The organism is Halovivax sp., from assembly GCA_007119345.1.
Classification (GTDB): Archaea; Halobacteriota; Halobacteria; order Halobacteriales; family Natrialbaceae; genus Halovivax.
This window is the reverse complement of the sequence record SKPV01000201.1, coordinates 1-17,919: the sequence shown is the minus strand read 5'-3', so window position 1 is coordinate 17,919 and position 17,919 is coordinate 1. Positions and strand designations below refer to the sequence as shown.

Sequence of the window (17,919 nt, the reverse complement as noted above, 5' to 3'; positions counted from 1 at the left end):
CTCACCACGCATTTTAATTCGCCCACGTGGTCTATACCGGGTGATGCCCGCCAGGGACCGGATGCTCCGAGTCGACCTCTCCGCCGGGACCGTGACCGGCGAGGCGGTGCCGGACCGGTGGCTCGACCGGTACGTCGGCGGGAAGGGGATCGGCGCCCGGTACCTCTACGAGGCGCTCGATTCGGGGACGGACCCCCTATCGCCGGCGAACGTCCTGCTGTTCGCGGTCGGGCCGCTGACCGGGTACGCGCCCGGCGAGCAGCGGTACGCGGCGATCACGAAGTCGCCGCTGACGGGCGCGTTCCTCGACTCCTACGGGGGCGGGACGTTCCCCGCGCGCCTCGCCGGCTCGCTCGGGGAGCACCTGGGGCTGCTCGTCACCGGCGCGGCCGAGGAGCCGGTCGCGCTGTCGGTCGAGGGCGGCGAGGCGTCGATCGAGCCCGCGGCGGCGCTGTGGGGGCTCGACGCCGAGGCGACGGCCGAGCGCTTCCCGGACGCCGCGGTCGCCTGCGTCGGACCCGCCGGGGAACGCGGCGTCAGGTACGCGACGATCGCCTCCGACGGCGGCGACCACCACGCCGGTCGGGGCGGCGCCGGGACCGTGATGGGATCGAAGAACCTGAAGGCGGTCGTCGCGCGCTCTTCTGCGCCCGAGGGGCTGGCCGACCTGCGCGAGCGCGACGGCGAAGCGTTCGCCGAGAGCGACGCCGGCCGGTGGCTCGCGGCCAGCGCCACCCTGGAGACCGTCGACTTCGCCGACGAGGTCGGGGCGCTCCCGACCCGCGGCTGGCAAAAGGGCCGCTTCGAGGGCGTCGACGATCTGGGTATCGAGCGGGTTCGCGAGGAAGCGAGCGGCCGAGAGCGTCCGGAGGACCCCGTCCCCGGCGGGTTCCGGGTGGAGGGCGACGAGGGCGAGAGCGTCCCCCGCGGGGCGACGCCGATCGTCCTCGGCGCCGGCCTCGGCATCGACGACTTCGACGCCGTCGCCGCCCTGGGCGCCGTCTGCGACCGGCTCGCGCTGGACGTCATCACGGCCGGCAACGCGGTCGCGTGGGCGGTGCGGGCGAGCCAGGAGGGCCTGCTCGATCGCGAGCTCGCGTTCGGCGACGAGCGGGCCGCCCGCGGGCTCATCGAGGAGATCGCCGCGCGATCGACCCCGCTGGGGGACGCGCTCGCCGGTGGCGTCGACGCCGCGGTCGACCGCTACGGCGGCGCGGACCTGATCCCGACCGTCAAGGGGATGGAGCTCTCCTCGTACGATCCGCGCCGCGCGGAGACGATGGCCCTGGCGTACGCCACGAGCGACCGCGGCGGCTGTCACCGCCGGGCCCGGCCCGTCGAGTTCGAGGCGGTCGCGGGCGCGCGGCGGTCCCCCGACGAGCGCGTCGCCGCGGTCGTCGACGAGCAGAACCGCCGGGCGCTGCTGTGGTGCCTGATCGCCGACGACTTCCTCGAGGAGGTGTTCCGGGCCGACCGCGGAGCCGAGTGGCTGGCCGCCGTCGGATACGATCACGACCCGGACTCGCTGGCCCGGGTCGGCGAGCGGGTCTGGACGCTCGTCCGGCTGTTCAACGTCCGCGAGGGGTTCTCCCGGGCGGACGACGAGTTGCCGGCCCCGCTCACCGAACCCCTGAACGACGACGCGGGCGAGGGCGAGGGCGACGCCGTCGATCCGGAGGCCTTCGACGCGCTGCTCGACCGGTACTACGCGGCGCGCGGCTGGGACCGGCGGGGGCGGCCGACGGGCGCTCTCCTCCGACGGCTGGATCTGGCGGGGGTAGCCGACGAGGCGACGCCGGTCCCGAACGGGACGAATGCCGACGTCATCGAGGTGATCGAGCGTGACTGATACCATCGATCTGGACGACGTGGAGATCGACGACGGCGAAGACGACGGCGAGCCGGACGCGAACCACGGCGACTGGCTCTGGCGCGGCGAGGGCGACCCAGCCGACGAACCGGATCCTCCGTGGGCCGACGCCCGGTCGAGCGGATCGGCCGACGAATCGGACGCGGTCGGCGAGGTCGACGAACAGGGGGCGGGTGCGGACGGGGCCGGGGATGACTCGGACGCGGTCGGCGAGGCCGGTCCGACCGACGACGGCGACGAGACGCCGACGCCCCGGCGAGCGCCGCGAGTCCCGGGCGGGCCGAGCGGTCCGGTCGGCGTTCCGGAAGACAGAGGGGGTGCCGGCGGCGGATCGTCGTCCTCCTCGGAGGCAGGGGTTCCGGAGGAGGGGGCCGGCGTCGAGTCCGCGGAGTCTAGTCCGCGGACCACCGATCACGGGGCGGCGACGGACGCCGACGAGATGACCCTCGCGCTGACGTTCGAGGCGGCGAATCGGCTCGCGGATCCGCGGTTCGCGTTCGCCGATGCGCGCGGCTGGGCCGACTGGATCGGCGTCGTCGGGACGGTCTCCACGCCCGCCATTCGAAAGTTCCAGCGCGATCACGAGGTCGAACTCGACTTCTTCGGCGGCTCCGAGACCGGCCCCGCGGAGCGCCTGGCCGACGTCACGCCGGAGTCGATGTTCCACGCGGAGCGGATGGTGCTGGTGGGGACCGAGGGCGACGAGGCGATCGCCGAGGCCGCCGGCTGGGAGTTCGTAGCGCTCGAAACGGCGGCCGAGAAAGCCGACTGGAGCGTCGAGCACCCGGAGTGAGCGGGACGATCGGGGACGGGATCGGACGAATCGGAGCAGCGGGACGATCGGGGACGGGATCGGATGAACCCGCTCCACCCGGCCGCCGGTTCAGTCGCCGTGGAGTAAGTTCGTCCGGCACTGCGGGCAGTATCGGACGATGCTCTCGTCGGCGTGGGGGGCGAGCTCGGCCATCCGTTCGCCGACGCGCTCTTCGATCGCGTCCGCGGTCGCCTCGCTGGTGAACTCCAGGCCGCAGCCGGGGCAGGCGAGCATCGATCCCTCGAAGACCTCCGTCCATGCCGGCTCCTCGCCGTCGCGATTTTCGGGGAGCAGGGCGGTGTCGAGCCCCGTCTCGACGGTGATCACCCCCTCGACGCAGACCTCCGCGCAGAGCCCGCAGTTGACGCAGCGCTCGTGGTTGAACTCGAGCCCGGAGTCGGTGCGCCGGAGCGCGTCGGTGGGGCAATAGTTCGAGCACGTCGGCGTGAGCGTACAGCCGTCGCCGACCTCGACGATCCCGAAGTCCTTCAGCCCGCGGATCACCTCCCGTTCGGGCTCGACGTGCTCGAGGATGGCGCGGACGCTCTCGAGGGTCCAGCCGTGGCTGTCGAACGGCGGGTTCTCCCGGTCGGGATCGTCGATCTCGCCGGTCGCCTCGTGTTCGCCGACCGGGATCGGCGAGGCGTCGAGGTCGGTCACGACGAAGTGTGACACCTCCTCGACGAACGCCTCTGGTTCGGCGGGATCGGGTGCGAAGAAGGCCACGCGTTCGCCCAGCCCGAGGTCGGTCGTCGCCCGATTCAGCCGCTCGACCAGCGCCGCCTTCGGGTCGGGGCCCGAGTGCACGCATCGCCCGCCGCAGCCGACGACGGCGACGCCGTCGGCGCCCGCCGCCAACGCGTGGAGGACGTGGGCCTCGCCGACGGTGTCGGTACAGTTCACGTGGACCGGAAGGATCGGCGGGTACTCGACGTCGACCTTCCCCGCCGCCGACAGCCGGCCGTACTCCCGGAGGGCCTCCTCGGCGCGCTCCGAGCAGACGAAGGCGACGATCGGCGTCTCGATGTCGGGCTCCGCGCCGCCGAGGAGGCCGCTCACGAGGCCGTCGTCGCCGCCCGACGGCGCGAGGATGGCCTCGACCTCGCGGGCCAGGCGCTCGTTGCTCGGCTCGGACAGCCGCGTCGCCCCGGTCGGGCAGGCGCTCGTACAGGCCCCGCAGTTCTGGCAGCTGTCGAGGTGGAACGCGACCTCGTCGATCGCCGCCCGCTCGACGGCGCCGTGGGGACAGGCCTCCACGCACTCGTTGCACCCCCGCTCGCCGCTGTGACCGGCGGCGCAGACGTCCATCTCCAGGTCGAGGAAGTCCCGCCCCTCGAACCCGCCCAGCAGTCGCTCGATCTCGTCGACCGTCGCGGCGTCCACCGGACCGGCGTGGAATCCCCGTCGCCCGCCGACGGTGCCGTCGTCGCCGTCGGGGTGGATCACCTGATCGCACTCGATCGTCCGCTCGACGCCGTCCAGGTCGATGGCGTCGGTCGGGCAGACCTCGACCCACTCGCCCGGGGGCGCCTCGGGATCGACGTCGACCGGGCGCCGGGTGACCGATCCGTCGGGCCCCTCGTGGACGCACTTCATGCAGGAGATGCAGTCGTCGGTCACCCGCGCCTCGCTCGTCACCTCGAACGCGCCGTAGGTGCCGTCCACGTCGACGACCCGCCCGCGCTCGACGGTCACGCCCTCGAGGTCCGCGTCGACGGTCGCCAGCTCCTCGCCGTCGGCGATCAGGGTGACGTCGGCCGCGTCGGCGAGCGCCGCGGCGGTCTCCGGATCGCCGACGACGGCGACGTCGTACCCCGCACGGTGGATGCTCGAGCGCGGCATCGACGCCGCCCGCCGGCGGGCGGTCGCGGCGTTCACGAGGCGGGCGGTCTTCGCGGTCGCGCCGTCGCGATCGTGCACCCAGCCGGCGCCCTCCCGCTGGTCGACGAACTCGACGTCCTCGGGGTGGAGACCGCGCGCCTCGGCGACCCGCTCGATCTTCGCCTGGGCCGTCGACTCCGGGCAGGTCACGACCAGCTCGTCGAGGTCGTACTCTTCGATCACGTGGTCGACCGCGTCGAGTTTCTCCTGGCAGAGCAGGCGAGAGCTCGCCGCCACCTCGACTCCCTCGACGCCCTCGCGCGCCGCGGACAGGTCGACGTCGCACGTGTCGGCGCACGAACAGAGGAACGCGCCAGTGTTCATTGCTCACACGTACCGTGATCGGTGTCCTAAAGCTGTCGTGCCGTCGAACGTGAGTGTCCGTCGAAAGCGTTCGTTTTCGTCGAGGTAATCGGTGGATACGCGGTTCGCGGGGCCCGAAGCGTGCGGCGGATCAGTCGCGCGAGACGTCCGCGATCGCGGATCGTCGCCGCTTCCGGCCGACTCGAGATCAGACGAGCAGCTCCGCGCTCTCGGGCGAGAGCTCGACGGTGACGTCCTGGCGGGTTCGCTCGCCGATCTGATCGAGGTTGCGGGTCAGCACTTCCACGATGTCGGCGGGCTCGGGGTAGACGAGGACGCTCTCGTCGTCGTCCTCGATGACGAGCTGCGTGTCTCGCAGGGTGACCGTGTCCCCCTCGATCCCCGCGACGATCACGTCGAGGGCCTCCGCGCCGCCCGGGTCCCCGTCCTCGACTTTCGTGATGTAGACCGCGTCGAGGCTGATGAGATCTTTGTACTCGCGGATCCGCTCGGCGCAGGCGACCATGTCCTTCGTGATCGCCGTCTTCTGCTCGTTTCCGTGCTCCCCGGTGTAGCAGTGCTTGCACACCCGCAGTTCCATCTCCATGCCCCGGCGTACTTCCCGGACGGGTATGACAATTACGTGCATACTGGGCCGACGAATGCACTCAAGGCGGACGACGGTGTGGTCGCGGTATGGACCTCGTCGACGCCCTGGACGCGGACGGGGCCGTGACCTGCGTCGTCGGCGCCGGCGGCAAGAAGTCGACGCTCTACGCGCTCGCCGACCGGCTCGACCGGGCGATCGTCACGGCCACGGTCCGCATCCCGCCGTTCGCCGAACGCGTCGCCGACGTGCGGGTGACCGAGTCGCCGGTTCGGGCCGTCGACTCGGTCGAAGAGTGGCCCGTCGGCCTCGTCCGCGAGCGAGAGCGGTCGGATCGATACTTCGGCTACGATCCCGCAGTGATCGACGAACTCGCCGCCGCGGTCGACGACGACGTCTCCGTGCTCGTCAAGGCCGACGGCGCGCGGACGCGGTGGTTCAAGGCGCCGGGGGAGCGGGAACCCCAGCTTCCGACGGCGGCTGACGTCGTCGTCCCGATCGCGAGCGTCCGAGTCGTCGGGAAGGCGTTGACCGACGAGCACGTCCACCGGCTCGAACGCGTGGGGGCGCTGACGGGCCTGGCGCCCGGCGACCGGATCTCCGCCGCCGACGTCGCGACCGTCCTCGCGAGCGACCGGGGCGGGTGGAAGGGGATTCCCGCCGACGCGACCGTCGTTCCCCTGGTGAACATGGTCGACTCGCCGGAGCTGGAGCGCACCGCCCGGGAGATCGCGACCGGGATCCTCGACCGCCGCGACGTGGCGCGGATCGTCCTCGCGCGGATGATCGACGACCGGCCCGTCGTGGACGTCGTCCGGTAGGACCCCGCCGGCGAACCCGATCCCCGGACCGGCCGATCGACCGGCGCGGTCGCCGACGCCGATGCCGTTGAATAGTCCGCGCGCGTACTCTCGCGGGTGAACCGCCGGCTGCGGGCGCTCGTCGGGTTCGCCGTCGCGATCGGCGTCGTCGCCGCGCTCGTCTCCGTCTCGGGCTGGGAGATGGTCTTCGCGAACGTCGCGCGAGCGGACCCGACGGTCCTCGCCGGCGCGGTCGTCGCCGGCGCGGCGACGCTCGCGCTCAGGGGCCTCGTCGTCTATCGGCTGCTCGGTCCGGTCGACGGATCGGCGCGCGGGGCCCCCTTCGCCGGCGCCTTCCTCGCGGGCTACTTCACCCGGAGCGTCGTGCCGTGGGGGCGGGCGGTGGGCGCGCCGGTCACCGCCTACCTGCTCGCCGGCTCCTCGGAGTCGCGCTTCGAGGACAACCTCGCCGTCGTGACGGCGGCGGAGGTGCTCGTCTTCCTGGCCTCCGTCACAGTCGCGATCGTGGGCCTCGTCCTCCTGAGCGCCGACGCGGCCTGGGTCGGGAGCGCGGCGGGGACCGTGCCGATCGCCGGCGTCCCCGGGTCGCTGCTGACGGGCCTCGTCGCGGCGACGGTCGCGGCCGTCCTCGTCGTCGTCGCGCTGTTCTCGATCGTCCGCGGCGGACCCGTCGGAACGGCGCTGTTCGCGCTCGCCGACCGGGTCGAAGCGGCGGTCGCGCTCCTCCCGCGCGCGACGATCGAGCGCGGGACGGTCCGCGCCCGACTGACCGGTTTCGTCGGAACGCTCGAGGGCGTGGCGACCGACCGGCGAATTCTCGCGTCGGCGGCGGCGATCGCGCTCGCGAGCTGGTTCGTCAACGTGATCCCGCTCTCGCTGGCGCTCCTCGCCCTCGGCGTCCAGGTGCCGCTGGCGGTCGTGCTGCTCGCCGCGCCGATGGCCGCCCTGGGCGGGATCGTGCCGCTCCCCGGCGGGACGGGCGGCATCGAGGTCGCCCTCGCCGGGCTGCTCGTCGCGACGACCGCGCTTACGGGAGACGTGGCGACGACCGCCGCGTTGCTCTTCCGGCTCAGCACCTACTGGGTCCACGTGGCGATCGGCGGGCTGGGCGTCCTCTACGTTTCGACGGTCGGGCTCGGGACGGTACGGGCGGGGGATCGGGACTGATCTTCACTCGTTACGTTTCGAGCGCGGTCGAGCGCGTCGACGGGAGCCGGCCCCCTGCGATTCGGTGAACCCGAACATGGTCGCCGCGAATCGACTTACCCGAACATGGTCGCCGCGAATCGACTTACCCGAACCCGGCCCCGCGATTCGGCTCCCCCCGAATCCGGTCCCCGCGATTCGGCTCACCCGATCACGCCGGTCTTCCTCGCGACCTCGCGCGCCGCGCGCTCGTCCATCCCGTCGCCGAGGATCGTGTACCGGTCCCGGATCTCGTGGCAGGTGGTGAGCGACTCGATCACGGTCTCGTCGTCGATGCCGAGCTCGGCGGCGGTCGTCGGCGCGTCGATGCTGTCGAGGGCGTCCCGGATGTCGAGCCAGAAGCCGCGTTCCCCCCCGTGGAGGTAGGCGGTCATGATCGAGCCGACGCCGACCTGGTGGCCGTGCAGGGCAGCGCCGGGGGCCAGGCGATCGAGCTGGTGGGAGAAGAGGTGCTCGGCGCCGCTGGCGGGCCGCGAGGAGTCGGCGATCGACATCGCGACGCCGGAGGAGACGAGCGCCTTGGTGACGATCCAGGCCGACTCCTCCAGCCCCTCGCGGACCATCCCCGCGTTGTCGACGAGGATCTCGGCGGTCATCTCCGAGAGGGCGGCGGCGTACTCCGAGTACTCGACGTTCTTCAGCCGGTGGGCGAGCCGCCAGTCCATCACCGCGGTGTAGTTGGAGATGATGTCGGCACAGCCGGCGGTGGTGAGCCGCCAGGGCGCCTGTGCGAGGACCGCGGTGTCGGCGACGACCGCCAGCGGCGGCTCGGCCGCGACGCTGTGGCGGGTGTCGCCCTCGGGGACCGACCCCCGGTTGCTCACGATCCCGTCGTGGCTCGCCGCCGTCGGCACCGAGAGGAAGCCGACGTCGCAGTGGTCGCTCGTCATCTTCGCGATGTCGATCGCCTTCCCGCCACCGACGCCGACCAGGTAGTTCGCCTCCTCGGCCTCGACGGCGTCGATCACGCGCTCGACTTCGGAGAACGTGGCGGACTCGACCTCCACGACGGCCGGGTCGATCCCCGCCTCGCGGAAGGCCGCCGCGATCGGATCGGCCGCCACCTCCCGCGGCGTCGGGCTGGTCACCAGCAGCGGGCGGCCGTCGAGGTGGAGGTCGTCGACGACCGCGACGACCTCGTCGATCACCCCGTGGCCGACGACGACGTTCCGGGGCAGCCGGATCCACGTCGACTTCTCGAACATACGCGGAGCAAGTCACCCCGGAATAATACGTGTTGTTCCTCGGGGCGACAAATCTCCGGCCGAAGCGATGGAACGCGTCGCTCTGCTCGGCGCGACGAGGCACCGCGCGGGTCGACACTCTCTCCGGCGAGCCGGTACCTCGTTCCCGTCGAGCCGGTACCTACTTCTCGTCGAGAGCCGCGGAGCGAGTATCGCGGATCAGTTGCTCGAACGGACGCTTCGATCACCTGTCATCGGAGACCGAACCGAGCGTTTCGGGCCCGAACCGCAACCGACGAGGGAGCTTTAGCGACAGTCAGGCCTGGTCGGCGACGATTTCGACGACGTCGGGGATCGCGTCGGCGTCCGCGACTCCACCGCGGTATCGGAGCGCGGCGCGATCGAGTTCGTACTGCCACGCCGCGCTATCGTAAGATCTGACGTCGTCGCGAAGACGGTCGAGCGTCGAATCGGTCCGTTCGATCCCTCGTATCGCCCGTCGGAGTAGGTGGGCGCCGAGGGGATCGGAACCGACCGCGTCGGCCGTCGCCTCGAGGCGCTCTCGGACGGTTCGCTTCTCGTCGACGAGTTCCGCCGCGTCGTCGATCAGCTCGACGTCGACGTCGCCGAGGTCGCGCCAGCCGGGAACGTCGTCGAACTCGTCCAGCGTTTCGGCGACCGTGGCTCTCTCGGCCTGGATCGACACGGCCCGGGCGAGCCGACCGTCGTCTCTGGAACTCTCGGGCTCGCCGAAGTGATCCGATCGAACGTCGATCCACCGCTCGTAAGCCTGAGATTGCACGTCGGGTTCGTACTCCCACTCCACGCCGTCGGTAGCCGATTCGATTCGCTCGTCGAGTCGATCGTATCGGTCCTCGAGGTCCGCCGCCCGGTCCGGCGCGTCGTCGGACTCGAGCGCCTCGAGGAACCGCTCGGCGTCGTGCAGCGCGAATCGACCGGTCTCGACCGTCTCCCAGGCCACCGAGTTACGGTGCTGCTCGTTCGTCACGAAGTCTCCCGCCCGGGAGTGACGCGACGCGGCGGTTCCGACGAGCGATTCGACGTGCCCGACCTGGACGACGGTGCGGGTGAGCGACTCGTCCGCGTACGTCGATTCGAAGGCGTCGAGCTCGTCGCCGAGCGTCTCGTGCGCGCGCTGCAGGTCGTCGCTCGGCGATCCGTCGTCGGTCTCAGCGTACTGACCGCGGGCCGTCGCGCTCGAGGCGACCGCGACTCGGTAGGCTCCGAGCGCATCGTGTCGCTCGTCGCCGTCGTCGACCTCGCCGGGAGACCTGCCCGCGAGATACTCGTTCGCGTTCTCGAGGTGTCTCGAGCCCTCCGCTTCCGACTCCGGGAGGTTGCGCTCGGTCGTATCCACGTGCTCGCGGGCCCACGAGTAGGAGGCCTCGAGGTGATCGGCGGTAACCGTCACGGGATCGGGAACCGTCGGAAGCGGGACGTCGAGCGCCGTCTCGATCGCGTCGAGGTCGTCCCGACGCCGGATCCGCCGACGCTGCCAGTAGGCGACGCCGCCACCGCCGAGACCGACGGCACCGGCCACTTTGAGGAGGGTCCGTCTGCGGGGACGCATGCGTCAATCAACCGTGGACCGGCTCATAAGTCTTCTCAACCGACATTTTCGGCACGGCTGATGGTCCGACGAGAAGCTCCCCGCCGATCCGTCGGGTTCCGTCTCGCGGTGCATACGCGCCCCGTATCTCACACAGCTCGCTCGATATGCCCAGCAGCTGGCAGAACACGCGTGCGAGTCGGGCGAGAGAGGTAAAAGATGATGAGGGCGGGCCCGAGATGCGATCGGAAATGAAGAGGCGACGGTGGTTGGGAACGCTGGGTGTTGGCGCGATCGCGTCGGTGGCCGGCTGCACGAACGGCGATGGTGATAACTCGGACGGGTTCGACTCCGGGGACGATGCGACGGAGACGCCGCTCGACGAATTACCGCTGATCGATGCGCACCTCCACGTAATTCCGCAGGAAACGCTCGGTCGGGATCCGCTGTTGGCGGACGACGTGGTGGACTGGATGGATCGCCACGGCGTCGACCGAGGGGTGATCCTTCCCCTGGCTTCGCCCGAGGCGTATCCCGTCCTGGCCCCGAGCTGGTGGGCCGTCCAGCAGGCTCAGCAGCACCCGGATCGATTGATCCCGTTTTTCGTCCTCGATCCGCGGACGGGCGAGGCGTACGGGCGAGACGTCCTCGAGGAACAGTTCGAGAGATACGTCGAAGCGGAGAACGCCCGGGGATTCGGCGAGTACAAGCCCGGCCTCGAGATCGGTGATCCGCGAAACGAGCCGATCTACGAGCTGTGTGCTGCGTACGACCTGCCGCTTCTGTTTCACAGCGACGACAAGGCGTTCGTGGACGACGCGGATCACACCCAACTGGAGGACGTCCTCCGATCGTATCCGGAGGTCGACTTCCTCGGACACGGGATGGGCTGGTGGGCACGGATCTCCGGGGACGTTCGCCAGCGCGACCTGGGCGGCTATCCCGAGGGTCCGGTCGAAGCGGGCGGTGCCGTCCCTCGACTGCTCTCGGAGTACGATAACATCTACGGGGAGCTCTCGGGCCGGTCGGGATTCAACGCCGTGATCCGAGATCGGGCGTTCGGTCGGGAGTTTCTCGAGGCCCACGCGGACCAACTGATCTTCGGAACGGACTACCTCCATCCTGGACACGACGTGCCGAATTTCGAACTCTTCGACGTATTCGAGCTGTCCGCGGAGAAGTGGGCCGCCATCCGCTCGCGGAACCTCGAAGCAGTCCTCCCGGATTGACTCTTCCGAAGAGACGGAGCGACTGCGAGCGGAACCCGCGAGGGCCGGGGAGCGGCCGACCCTCGCGATCACCGGCTCGCGTCCGGAACGCGCTCGATCACGTCGGTCGCGACGACGCCGGTGCCGTACTCCACGGAGGCGAGCTCGCCCGCCTTCCCGAGGATCCAGGCGCCGAGCTCGGCCGCCTCGTCCCGATCGAGCCCCTGACCGAGCAGCGAGGCGACGATGCCCGTGAGGGTGTCGCCGGTCCCCGCGACGGTCAGCGCGGCGGTGCCGGTCTCGTTGAGCTGGCGCTCGCCGTCGGCGACGATGACGTCGGTCTCCCCGGTGAGCGCGACGACGGCGTCGGTCGCCGTCGAGAACGCCTCGATCGACTCGCGTTCGTCCTCGATGATCGACTCCTCGCGGGCGTCGGGCGTGAAGACGGCGTTGCCGAACTCGCCGCCGCCGAGGGCGGGCTCGATGGCCGTCGCGTCGACGACGACGGGGACGCCGGCGCGCTCGATGACCTCGCGGATCGCCGCGGGCTCGGGATCGGCCAGGCCGGGCCCGATCACGAGCGCGTCGGCCCACTCGGACAGCTCGAGCGCGTCGTCCACGGCTTCGGGTGTGAACCGATCGCCCGGATGGTTGTCCACGAGGACGTTCGGCGAGTAGCTCGCGACCACGGGATGGATCGTCTCCGGGACGAGCGCCCGCGAGACGTCCGTGCCGCTGCGCAGCGCCGCCATCGCCGCGAGGACCGGCTGGCCGGCGTACTGGCGGTCGCCGCCGATCACGCCGACGTAGCCGGTCTCGCCTTTCACGGTGCCGCTGACGTCGGAGAGCGTTCGCAGGAGTCGCCTCACGGGGGGCGAAAGCCTCCCGACTGCAAGAACTCGGCGCGTGCACACGCAACGGGAGGACGGGTTCGGCGACGCACGCTCGCGACGACGTTCGGCCCGGCCGGCAGGCGCCTCGGGCTGACGCTCATCCCAGCAGTGAGCCGTCCCTGCGTCGACGCAATCGCCCGCGGACGACCGGCGCCGCGGGGAACGTTCCGAGGTCGGTTCGCTCGAGCTCGATCACCTCGAACGCGTCGTGGGCGACGAACCGGTCGACGGTGTCCCGGTCGAGGTGACAGCCGGCCGCGGCTCGCCTCCAGAGCGGGTTCAACAGCTCCTGACCGCGCCGTCGCCAGCCGTCGGCGCCCACGTGCTCGAAGAAGCGAAACTCGCCGCCCGGTTTCAGCACGCGAGCGACTTCGTCGAGACCGGCGGCGGGATCCTGGACCGTGCAGAAGACGACCGCGGAGATGACGACGTCGAAGCTGCCGTCGTCGTAGGGCAGCGCCTCCGCACGCCCTTCCTCGAGGTGAACCGCCAGCCCGGTCTCGCGGGCACGCTCGGCGGCGCGACGTCGCATGTGCGGATCCGGTTCGACCGCGTGGTACGTCAGATCCGCGCCCGACCCCTCGCCCGCCGCCTCGGCGACGTACTCGAACATCGCACCGCTGCCCGCCCCGAGATCCAGCACGCGGCCTGAGAGGCCGGCGGCCAGGTACTCGCGGTGGGGCCCGAACAGTCGGTTCTCCAGCGGGAGCGCGGCGTCGTAGACGGCGGCGAAGATCGGGTGGGCGATCTCGTCGTCCGCGCGGTCCGTCCGGGGCTCCCGGGAGGCGTCGGCCATGCGTCGACGTGTCGACGGCCGCGCTGGTAAGCGTTGCCCGCCGGGGTCCGAGCCAGCCCCGACGGGATCGGCCGGCCGGGCGCCGGTCGAGACGCCGTCCCGATCAGTCCTCCGCCTGGGCGCCGACGTCCGTTCCCGACTCCCCGGCGCCCGTCACTTCGGCCGCCTCGATGACCTCGTCGGTCAGGATCTCCGCGATCCGTTCGTTCGTCTCCGGACTGTAGTGGCCGCCCTCGCCTCGATCCACGTACAGGGAGTGGACGTCGTCGACGGCGAGCTCGTCGGCCATGTCGACGGTCACGAACTCGTCGTACCGCTCGTCGAGGCGCTCCAGGAGGTCGCCGTCGGGACGAAGCCGAGGGCCACGTCCCCCGGTTCCGCGCCGCTCGGCAGCGCGACGGCGACGTAGACGACGAGCAGCGAGAGCATCATCGCGATCATCAGGTTCTCGACCTTCCCGTAGCTGAGCAGGCCGACGGCGATCGCGGCGATCGTCGCGACGACGGCGATCGGCTGCCAGGCGACGGCGCCGCCGGTCACGAAGGAGACGCCTGCGCCGACGGCGGCGACGAGGCCGAGCGTCCAGGCGACGCAGCCGACCGAGAGGAACAGCGCGATCGCGAGCGCCGCGGGGCGACCCAGCTTCTCGCGGACGAACGTCATCAGCGAGGTGCCGTGGATGCCGAGGCGGGCGCTCATGTCCTGAGCCATGAACCCGAGCAGGGCGGCGCCGACGGCGGCCCACAGCAGGGTGAGCCGTGCATGACGCCGGCCTGGCTCGCGATGAACACCGAGCCGGAGCCGAAGTAGCTGGCGACCATCACGAACGTGAGGCCGTACTGGTGGGCGAACTCGAGCAGACTGTCGTCTATCGTGGTGCGTATCGTACTCACGTGGGGGCGTCGGCGAGGTGGACCGAACTGCCGTCGTCGAGTTCGCCCCGTCGACGACGAATTATTTCGAAGCGGTCAGTTCCGCTGTCAGGTACGAACGAAGGGTGGGGTGAATCCCGAATAGGGGTTGGCCCTTCACACCCATGGACCTCCCAGCGGTCGGCCCCGTCCGGGTTCCGCCGGTGGGTTCGGATCCGTCCGGTCGAGGGTCCAGCCGTCGGTTCTGGCGCCCGCCCGTCCGGGCAAGGGTGGTGCCGTCTGGTCTGGCGTTCGTCCGGTTCTGAATCGGGGCTACGCACCCGGGGTCGGTCTGTCCCCGGCGCTCGTGGGGACAACCTCAAAGCGTCTCCCCGGCGTAGCCCCGTCCGGTGACCCCCACGATGTTCGACGATCGGACCGACGCCGGCGAGCGACTCGCGGCCGAACTCCGACGGCGCGACGTCGAGGCCGACGTCGTTCTCGGCATCCCTCGCGGCGCGCTCCCGGTGGCCAGACCGGTGGCCGACGCGCTCGACGCCGAGTTCGACGTCGTCGTCGCCTCGAAGATCGGCGCGCCCGGAAACCCGGAGCTGGCGATCGGCGCGGTTGCCAGCGACGGGAGCGTCTGGCTGAACGACCGGCTCGTCGAGCGGCTGGGCGTCTCCGAGGAGTACGTCGAGCGCGAGCGCCGGGCGGAGGCCGAGTACGCGGCCGACAAGGCCCGGCGCTACCGCGACCGGGGGAAGATTCCCGACCTCGAGGGGCAACGGGCGGTCGTCGTCGACGACGGGCTCGCGACGGGCGCGACGGCCCGGGCCTGCCTGCGGCAGGTGCGCGAGGCCGGCGCCGCGCGCGTCGTGCTCGCGCTCCCGGTGGCCTCGCCCGAATCGCTCGAGGAGGTCCGGGCCGAGGCCGACGAGGTGATCGCGCTCCAGACGCCGGTCAACTTCCGCGCGGTCGGCCAGTTCTACCGCGAGTTCGGCCAGGTGGCCGACGAGGAGGCGATCCGGTACCTGCAGGACGAGGGCTGACTCAGTTCTCGGGCAGCCCGTGCGCCGACGCCGGGTCCGACTGGACGGGCGGGAACCGAATCGCGACGCCCGAGAAGGTGAGCGAACCGAGGGGCCTCAGGGCCAGATGCCGCGGGCTTCGTGGGCCTCGGCGACCCGCTTCAATGCGACGACGTAGGCGGCGTCGCGCCAGGAGAGGTCGCCCCCGTTGACCTCGGCCTTCACGCTCTCCCAGGCGGCGATCATGTCCTCGTCCAACTCCTCGTGGACGCGTTCGAGGCTCCACTGCCGGCGGTTGACGCCCTGGAGCCACTCGTAGTAGCTCACCGTGACGCCACCCGCGTTCGCCAGGATGTCGGGGATCACCGGAATGTCGCGCTCCTGGAAGATGGCGTCGGCGGCGAACGTGGTCGGGCCGTTGGCGCCCTCGACGATCAGGTCCGCCCGGACGTCGGCGGCGTTCTCCTCGGTGAGGACGTTACCGACGGCCGCGGGGATGAGGACGTCGACGTCGAGTTCGAGCAGTTCCTCGTTCGAGATCTTCGTGCCGACGCCGGTCGCGGCGGTCACCGCCTCCGGCTCCGTGTCGTGGGAGGGAATCTTCTCGACGTCGATACCGGCGGCGTCGTAGCGCGCGCCGTTGACGTCGCTGACGGCGACGATCTTCGCGCCCCACTCGTGGAGGAGGCGGGCGGCGTTGGCGCCGACGCTGCCGAAGCCCTGCACGGCGACGGTCGTCTCGTCGAGGGGCCGGTCGTAGTAGTCACAGACCTCGCGGGTGACGATGGCGACGCTGCGGCCGGGCGCCTCCTCGCGGCCGTAACTGCCGCCGATCGCCGGCGGCTTGCCGGTGACCACGCCGGGGATCGTCTCGTCTTCCTGCATGCTGTAGGCGTCCATCAGCCAGGCCATCGTCTGCGGATCGGTCCCCATGTCGGGCGCGGGGATGTCCTTGGTGGGTCCGATCGCCGAGCGGATCTCCTGGGTGAACCGGCGGGTGAGTCGCTCCTTCTCGGCCGTGCTCAGCTTCTTGGGGTCGACGACGATCCCGCCCTTGGCGCCGCCGAACGGGAGGTTCATCACCGCACACTTCCAGGTCATCCACATCGCGAGTCCGACGCACTCGTCGCGGCCGACCTCCGGATGGTAGCGCAGCCCGCCCTTGTAGGGCCCCCGGACGCTGTCGTGCTGGGCCCGATAGCCGGTGATCACTTCGACGGACCCGTCGTCGCGTCGGAGCGGGACGGACACCTCGTGGACCTTCATCGGGTGCTCTAAGCGCTCGGCCACGTTCGGATCGATGTCGACGTGGGCGCTCGCGCGTGCCAGCTGGCGTTTCGCGGTCTCGAGGGCCGTCTCCGGCTCCGACTCCTCGGATCCGTCGCTCGCCTCCTCGGCAAGATTTGCGGACATCGCTTACTCGAGTGGCGTCCGTTGACTTCGCATTTCCGATCCGCAGTCGGGACAGGCACTCGGTGACGTGTCACTCACTCGCGTACCGCACCGGAAGCACTCGAAGGTCGATTCGTCCTCGGGATCGTAGGTGACGTCTCTCATTGGTCTCACACGACGGCCGGACGGCTCGGTATCGCTCGTCGCGTATGTATAATATAAGGTGTCTTAGGAAGTGTCTGGCTGTTCGATAACTAGCGGCCGAGCACGCCGGGGGTTCACTATTCAACCCGCTCCCCGACGATCCGCGCTCCGGTGGGTCCTCGTCGACGATCGGGCGGTCTCGTGGGCGTCGCTCCGTGCGGTACGCCGATCCGCCGCTCCGTCCGTGCGGCACGCCGATCCGCCGCTCCGTCCGTGCGGCACGCGTCGGTCGAGACGGCGTCAGCGCCGTACGCTCCGGCCGATCCTCCATCCGCTCAGTCGGTCGCGTCCGACGCGTCGGCGCCGGCCGCCTCCGGCAGCGACTCCTCGTCGAACAGCGCGTCGAACAGCTTTCGCTGGACGGTCCGATTGTGTCGGTAGAACGCAGCCGGGGAGATCCCGAGCGCGTCGGCCACCGCCTCGCCCGTCGTCTCGCGTGGATCCTCGAAGAAGCCGCCGTAGTAGGCCACCTGCATCACCTCGAGCTGTCGGTCGGTCAGCTCGCCGAGCAGTTCCGAGCGCAGCTCCGTGGCGGAGGAGCGTTCGACCGTCGATTTCGCGACCAGTTCGGCGTCGCCGAACGCGCTCTCGACGACGGCCACGGCCGAGTGTGCGTCGACGCCCGTCGGCACGTCGACGACGAGTCCCAGTCCCGACGGGGCGGCCTCGAGTCGCCGGAGGACCACGCCGTGGTCCGCCAGCCGGAGCGCGAGCGGCGGCGCGGACGGACGCACGCGGATCGTCCCCCCGTCCTCGCGCTCGCCGATGAGCTGGCACTCCTCGACGGCGACGAGCTCGCGCGCCGCCTCCGCGACGGCCTCGGCGGAGCCGCCCTCGACCGTCGCGAACAGCCACGTTCCCTCGGCCGTCTGGCGGACGCCGCCGTCGAAGGTGATCGTGCACCCGGTCTCGCGAGCGAGTCGCCGAAAGCCGGTTCCCTCCTCGCCGGCGTCGAACTCGAGGCGGGTGCTGGAAGCGGTCAGCAGCGCGCTCTTGCGCTCGATCGCCCCCATCGCCGACGCGATCGTCTCGCCCAGTTCCTCCAGGACGGGACGGGTGACCTCGTCGAAGGCGTTCGGCCGGCCCGCGTAGACGGTCAGAACGCCGTAGGTGTACTCGTCGTAGGCGAGCGGAACGCTGCAGGCCGACTGGAAGTCCCTGGCGAGGGCCGTCTGTCGCCAGGGCTCGGCGTGCAGGTCGTCGGCCACGTTCGCCGCGACCGCCGGCTCGCCGGTCGCGGCGGCCCGGCAGGCCGGCTCGGCGCCGCCGTCGGCCGGGAGATCCAGCT

Annotated in this window: 15 protein-coding genes and 2 pseudogenes; 6 read left to right on the top strand and 11 right to left on the bottom strand. The window is 71.0% G+C overall.

Annotated elements, in window-relative coordinates; genetic code table 11:
• Nucleotides 1-43: 43 nt before the first annotated feature.
• Both QZT59_RS13660 and QZT59_RS13655 read left to right on the top strand, forming a co-directional pair.
• Nucleotides 44-1,849 carry an aldehyde ferredoxin oxidoreductase C-terminal domain-containing protein gene (locus QZT59_RS13660; protein ID WP_290817448.1) on the top strand — a complete coding sequence of 602 codons (1,806 nt, stop codon included), beginning with the start codon at nucleotides 44-46 and terminating at the stop codon, nucleotides 1,847-1,849.
• Nucleotides 1,842-2,663: a hypothetical protein gene (locus QZT59_RS13655; protein ID WP_290817445.1), complete on the top strand. Its 822-nt coding sequence runs from the start codon at nucleotides 1,842-1,844 to the stop codon at nucleotides 2,661-2,663. The genes QZT59_RS13660 and QZT59_RS13655 overlap by 8 nt, the downstream gene beginning before the upstream one ends.
• 90 nt (nucleotides 2,664-2,753) lie before the next feature.
• Here the strand turns inward: QZT59_RS13655 and QZT59_RS13650 are convergent, their stop codons facing one another.
• Nucleotides 2,754-4,889 (bottom strand): hydrogenase iron-sulfur subunit, encoded by a 2,136-nt coding sequence (locus QZT59_RS13650; RefSeq protein WP_290817440.1) that lies wholly within the window; start codon nucleotides 4,887-4,889, stop codon nucleotides 2,754-2,756.
• A 187-nt stretch (nucleotides 4,890-5,076) separates the two neighbouring features.
• Nucleotides 5,077-5,475 carry a hypothetical protein gene (locus QZT59_RS13645; RefSeq protein ID WP_290817437.1) on the bottom strand — a complete coding sequence of 133 codons (399 nt, stop codon included), beginning with the start codon at nucleotides 5,473-5,475 and terminating at the stop codon, nucleotides 5,077-5,079.
• 89 nt (nucleotides 5,476-5,564) lie between these two features.
• Here QZT59_RS13645 and yqeC point away from each other — a divergent pair, with 89 nt between their 5' ends.
• Together yqeC and QZT59_RS13635 are read left to right on the top strand one after the other, a co-directional pair.
• A complete protein-coding gene (gene yqeC / locus QZT59_RS13640; protein WP_290817434.1) occupies nucleotides 5,565-6,296 on the top strand; it encodes a selenium cofactor biosynthesis protein YqeC in 732 nt (243 codons plus the stop codon).
• A 96-nt stretch (nucleotides 6,297-6,392) separates the two neighbouring features.
• A complete protein-coding gene (locus QZT59_RS13635; protein ID WP_290817431.1) occupies nucleotides 6,393-7,463 on the top strand; it encodes a flippase-like domain-containing protein in 1,071 nt (356 codons plus the stop codon).
• A gap of 182 nt (nucleotides 7,464-7,645) precedes the next feature.
• Here QZT59_RS13635 and QZT59_RS13630 read toward each other — a convergent pair whose 3' ends face one another.
• Nucleotides 7,646-8,707: an NAD(P)-dependent glycerol-1-phosphate dehydrogenase gene (locus QZT59_RS13630; protein WP_290817428.1), complete on the bottom strand. Its 1,062-nt coding sequence runs from the start codon at nucleotides 8,705-8,707 to the stop codon at nucleotides 7,646-7,648.
• A gap of 295 nt (nucleotides 8,708-9,002) precedes the next feature.
• The gene (locus QZT59_RS13625; RefSeq protein WP_290817425.1) at nucleotides 9,003-10,277 is read right to left on the bottom strand and encodes a hypothetical protein; all 1,275 of its coding nucleotides are present in this window, start codon (nucleotides 10,275-10,277) and stop codon (nucleotides 9,003-9,005) included.
• Between the two features lie 230 nt (nucleotides 10,278-10,507).
• On the opposite strand from QZT59_RS13625, the gene QZT59_RS13620 reads away from it, so the two are divergent.
• Entirely contained in the window at nucleotides 10,508-11,485 is a 978-nt protein-coding gene (locus QZT59_RS13620) for an amidohydrolase family protein (RefSeq protein ID WP_290817422.1), read from the top strand.
• Between the two features lie 68 nt (nucleotides 11,486-11,553).
• On the opposite strand, the gene QZT59_RS13615 is transcribed toward QZT59_RS13620, so the two are convergent.
• The 4 genes and pseudogenes from QZT59_RS13615 to QZT59_RS13600 all read right to left on the bottom strand — a co-directional run.
• Nucleotides 11,554-12,333 (bottom strand): NAD(P)H-hydrate dehydratase, encoded by a 780-nt coding sequence (locus QZT59_RS13615; protein ID WP_290817419.1) that lies wholly within the window; start codon nucleotides 12,331-12,333, stop codon nucleotides 11,554-11,556.
• 121 nt (nucleotides 12,334-12,454) lie between these two features.
• Nucleotides 12,455-13,153: a class I SAM-dependent methyltransferase gene (locus QZT59_RS13610; RefSeq protein WP_290817416.1), complete on the bottom strand. Its 699-nt coding sequence runs from the start codon at nucleotides 13,151-13,153 to the stop codon at nucleotides 12,455-12,457.
• 103 nt (nucleotides 13,154-13,256) lie between these two features.
• Nucleotides 13,257-13,496 (bottom strand): annotated as a pseudogene (locus QZT59_RS13605) (hypothetical protein); the annotation flags it as partial.
• Nucleotides 13,457-13,974: pseudogene (locus tag QZT59_RS13600) on the bottom strand (divalent metal cation transporter); the annotation flags it as partial. The pseudogenes QZT59_RS13605 and QZT59_RS13600, both read right to left, overlap by 40 nt.
• Before the next feature lie 452 nt (nucleotides 13,975-14,426).
• On the opposite strand from QZT59_RS13600, the gene QZT59_RS13590 reads away from it, so the two are divergent.
• Nucleotides 14,427-15,056, top strand: a complete 630-nt coding sequence (locus QZT59_RS13590; protein ID WP_290817407.1) for a phosphoribosyltransferase — start codon at nucleotides 14,427-14,429, stop codon at nucleotides 15,054-15,056.
• A gap of 96 nt (nucleotides 15,057-15,152) precedes the next feature.
• Here the strand turns inward: QZT59_RS13590 and gdhB are convergent, their stop codons facing one another.
• The 3 genes from gdhB to QZT59_RS13575 all read right to left on the bottom strand — a co-directional run.
• Nucleotides 15,153-16,448, bottom strand: coding sequence for a glutamate dehydrogenase GdhB (gene gdhB, locus QZT59_RS13585; protein WP_290817404.1), 1,296 nt, complete (start codon nucleotides 16,446-16,448; stop codon nucleotides 15,153-15,155).
• A gap of 3 nt (nucleotides 16,449-16,451) precedes the next feature.
• Complete coding sequence (locus tag QZT59_RS13580; RefSeq protein WP_290817401.1) at nucleotides 16,452-16,592, bottom strand: rubrerythrin-like domain-containing protein; 141 nt, start codon at nucleotides 16,590-16,592, stop codon at nucleotides 16,452-16,454.
• Nucleotides 16,593-16,906: 314 nt separating this feature from the next.
• Nucleotides 16,907-17,919, bottom strand: a 1,013-nt coding sequence (locus tag QZT59_RS13575) for a bacterio-opsin activator domain-containing protein (protein WP_290817392.1), incomplete at its 5' end; no start/stop codon positions are given.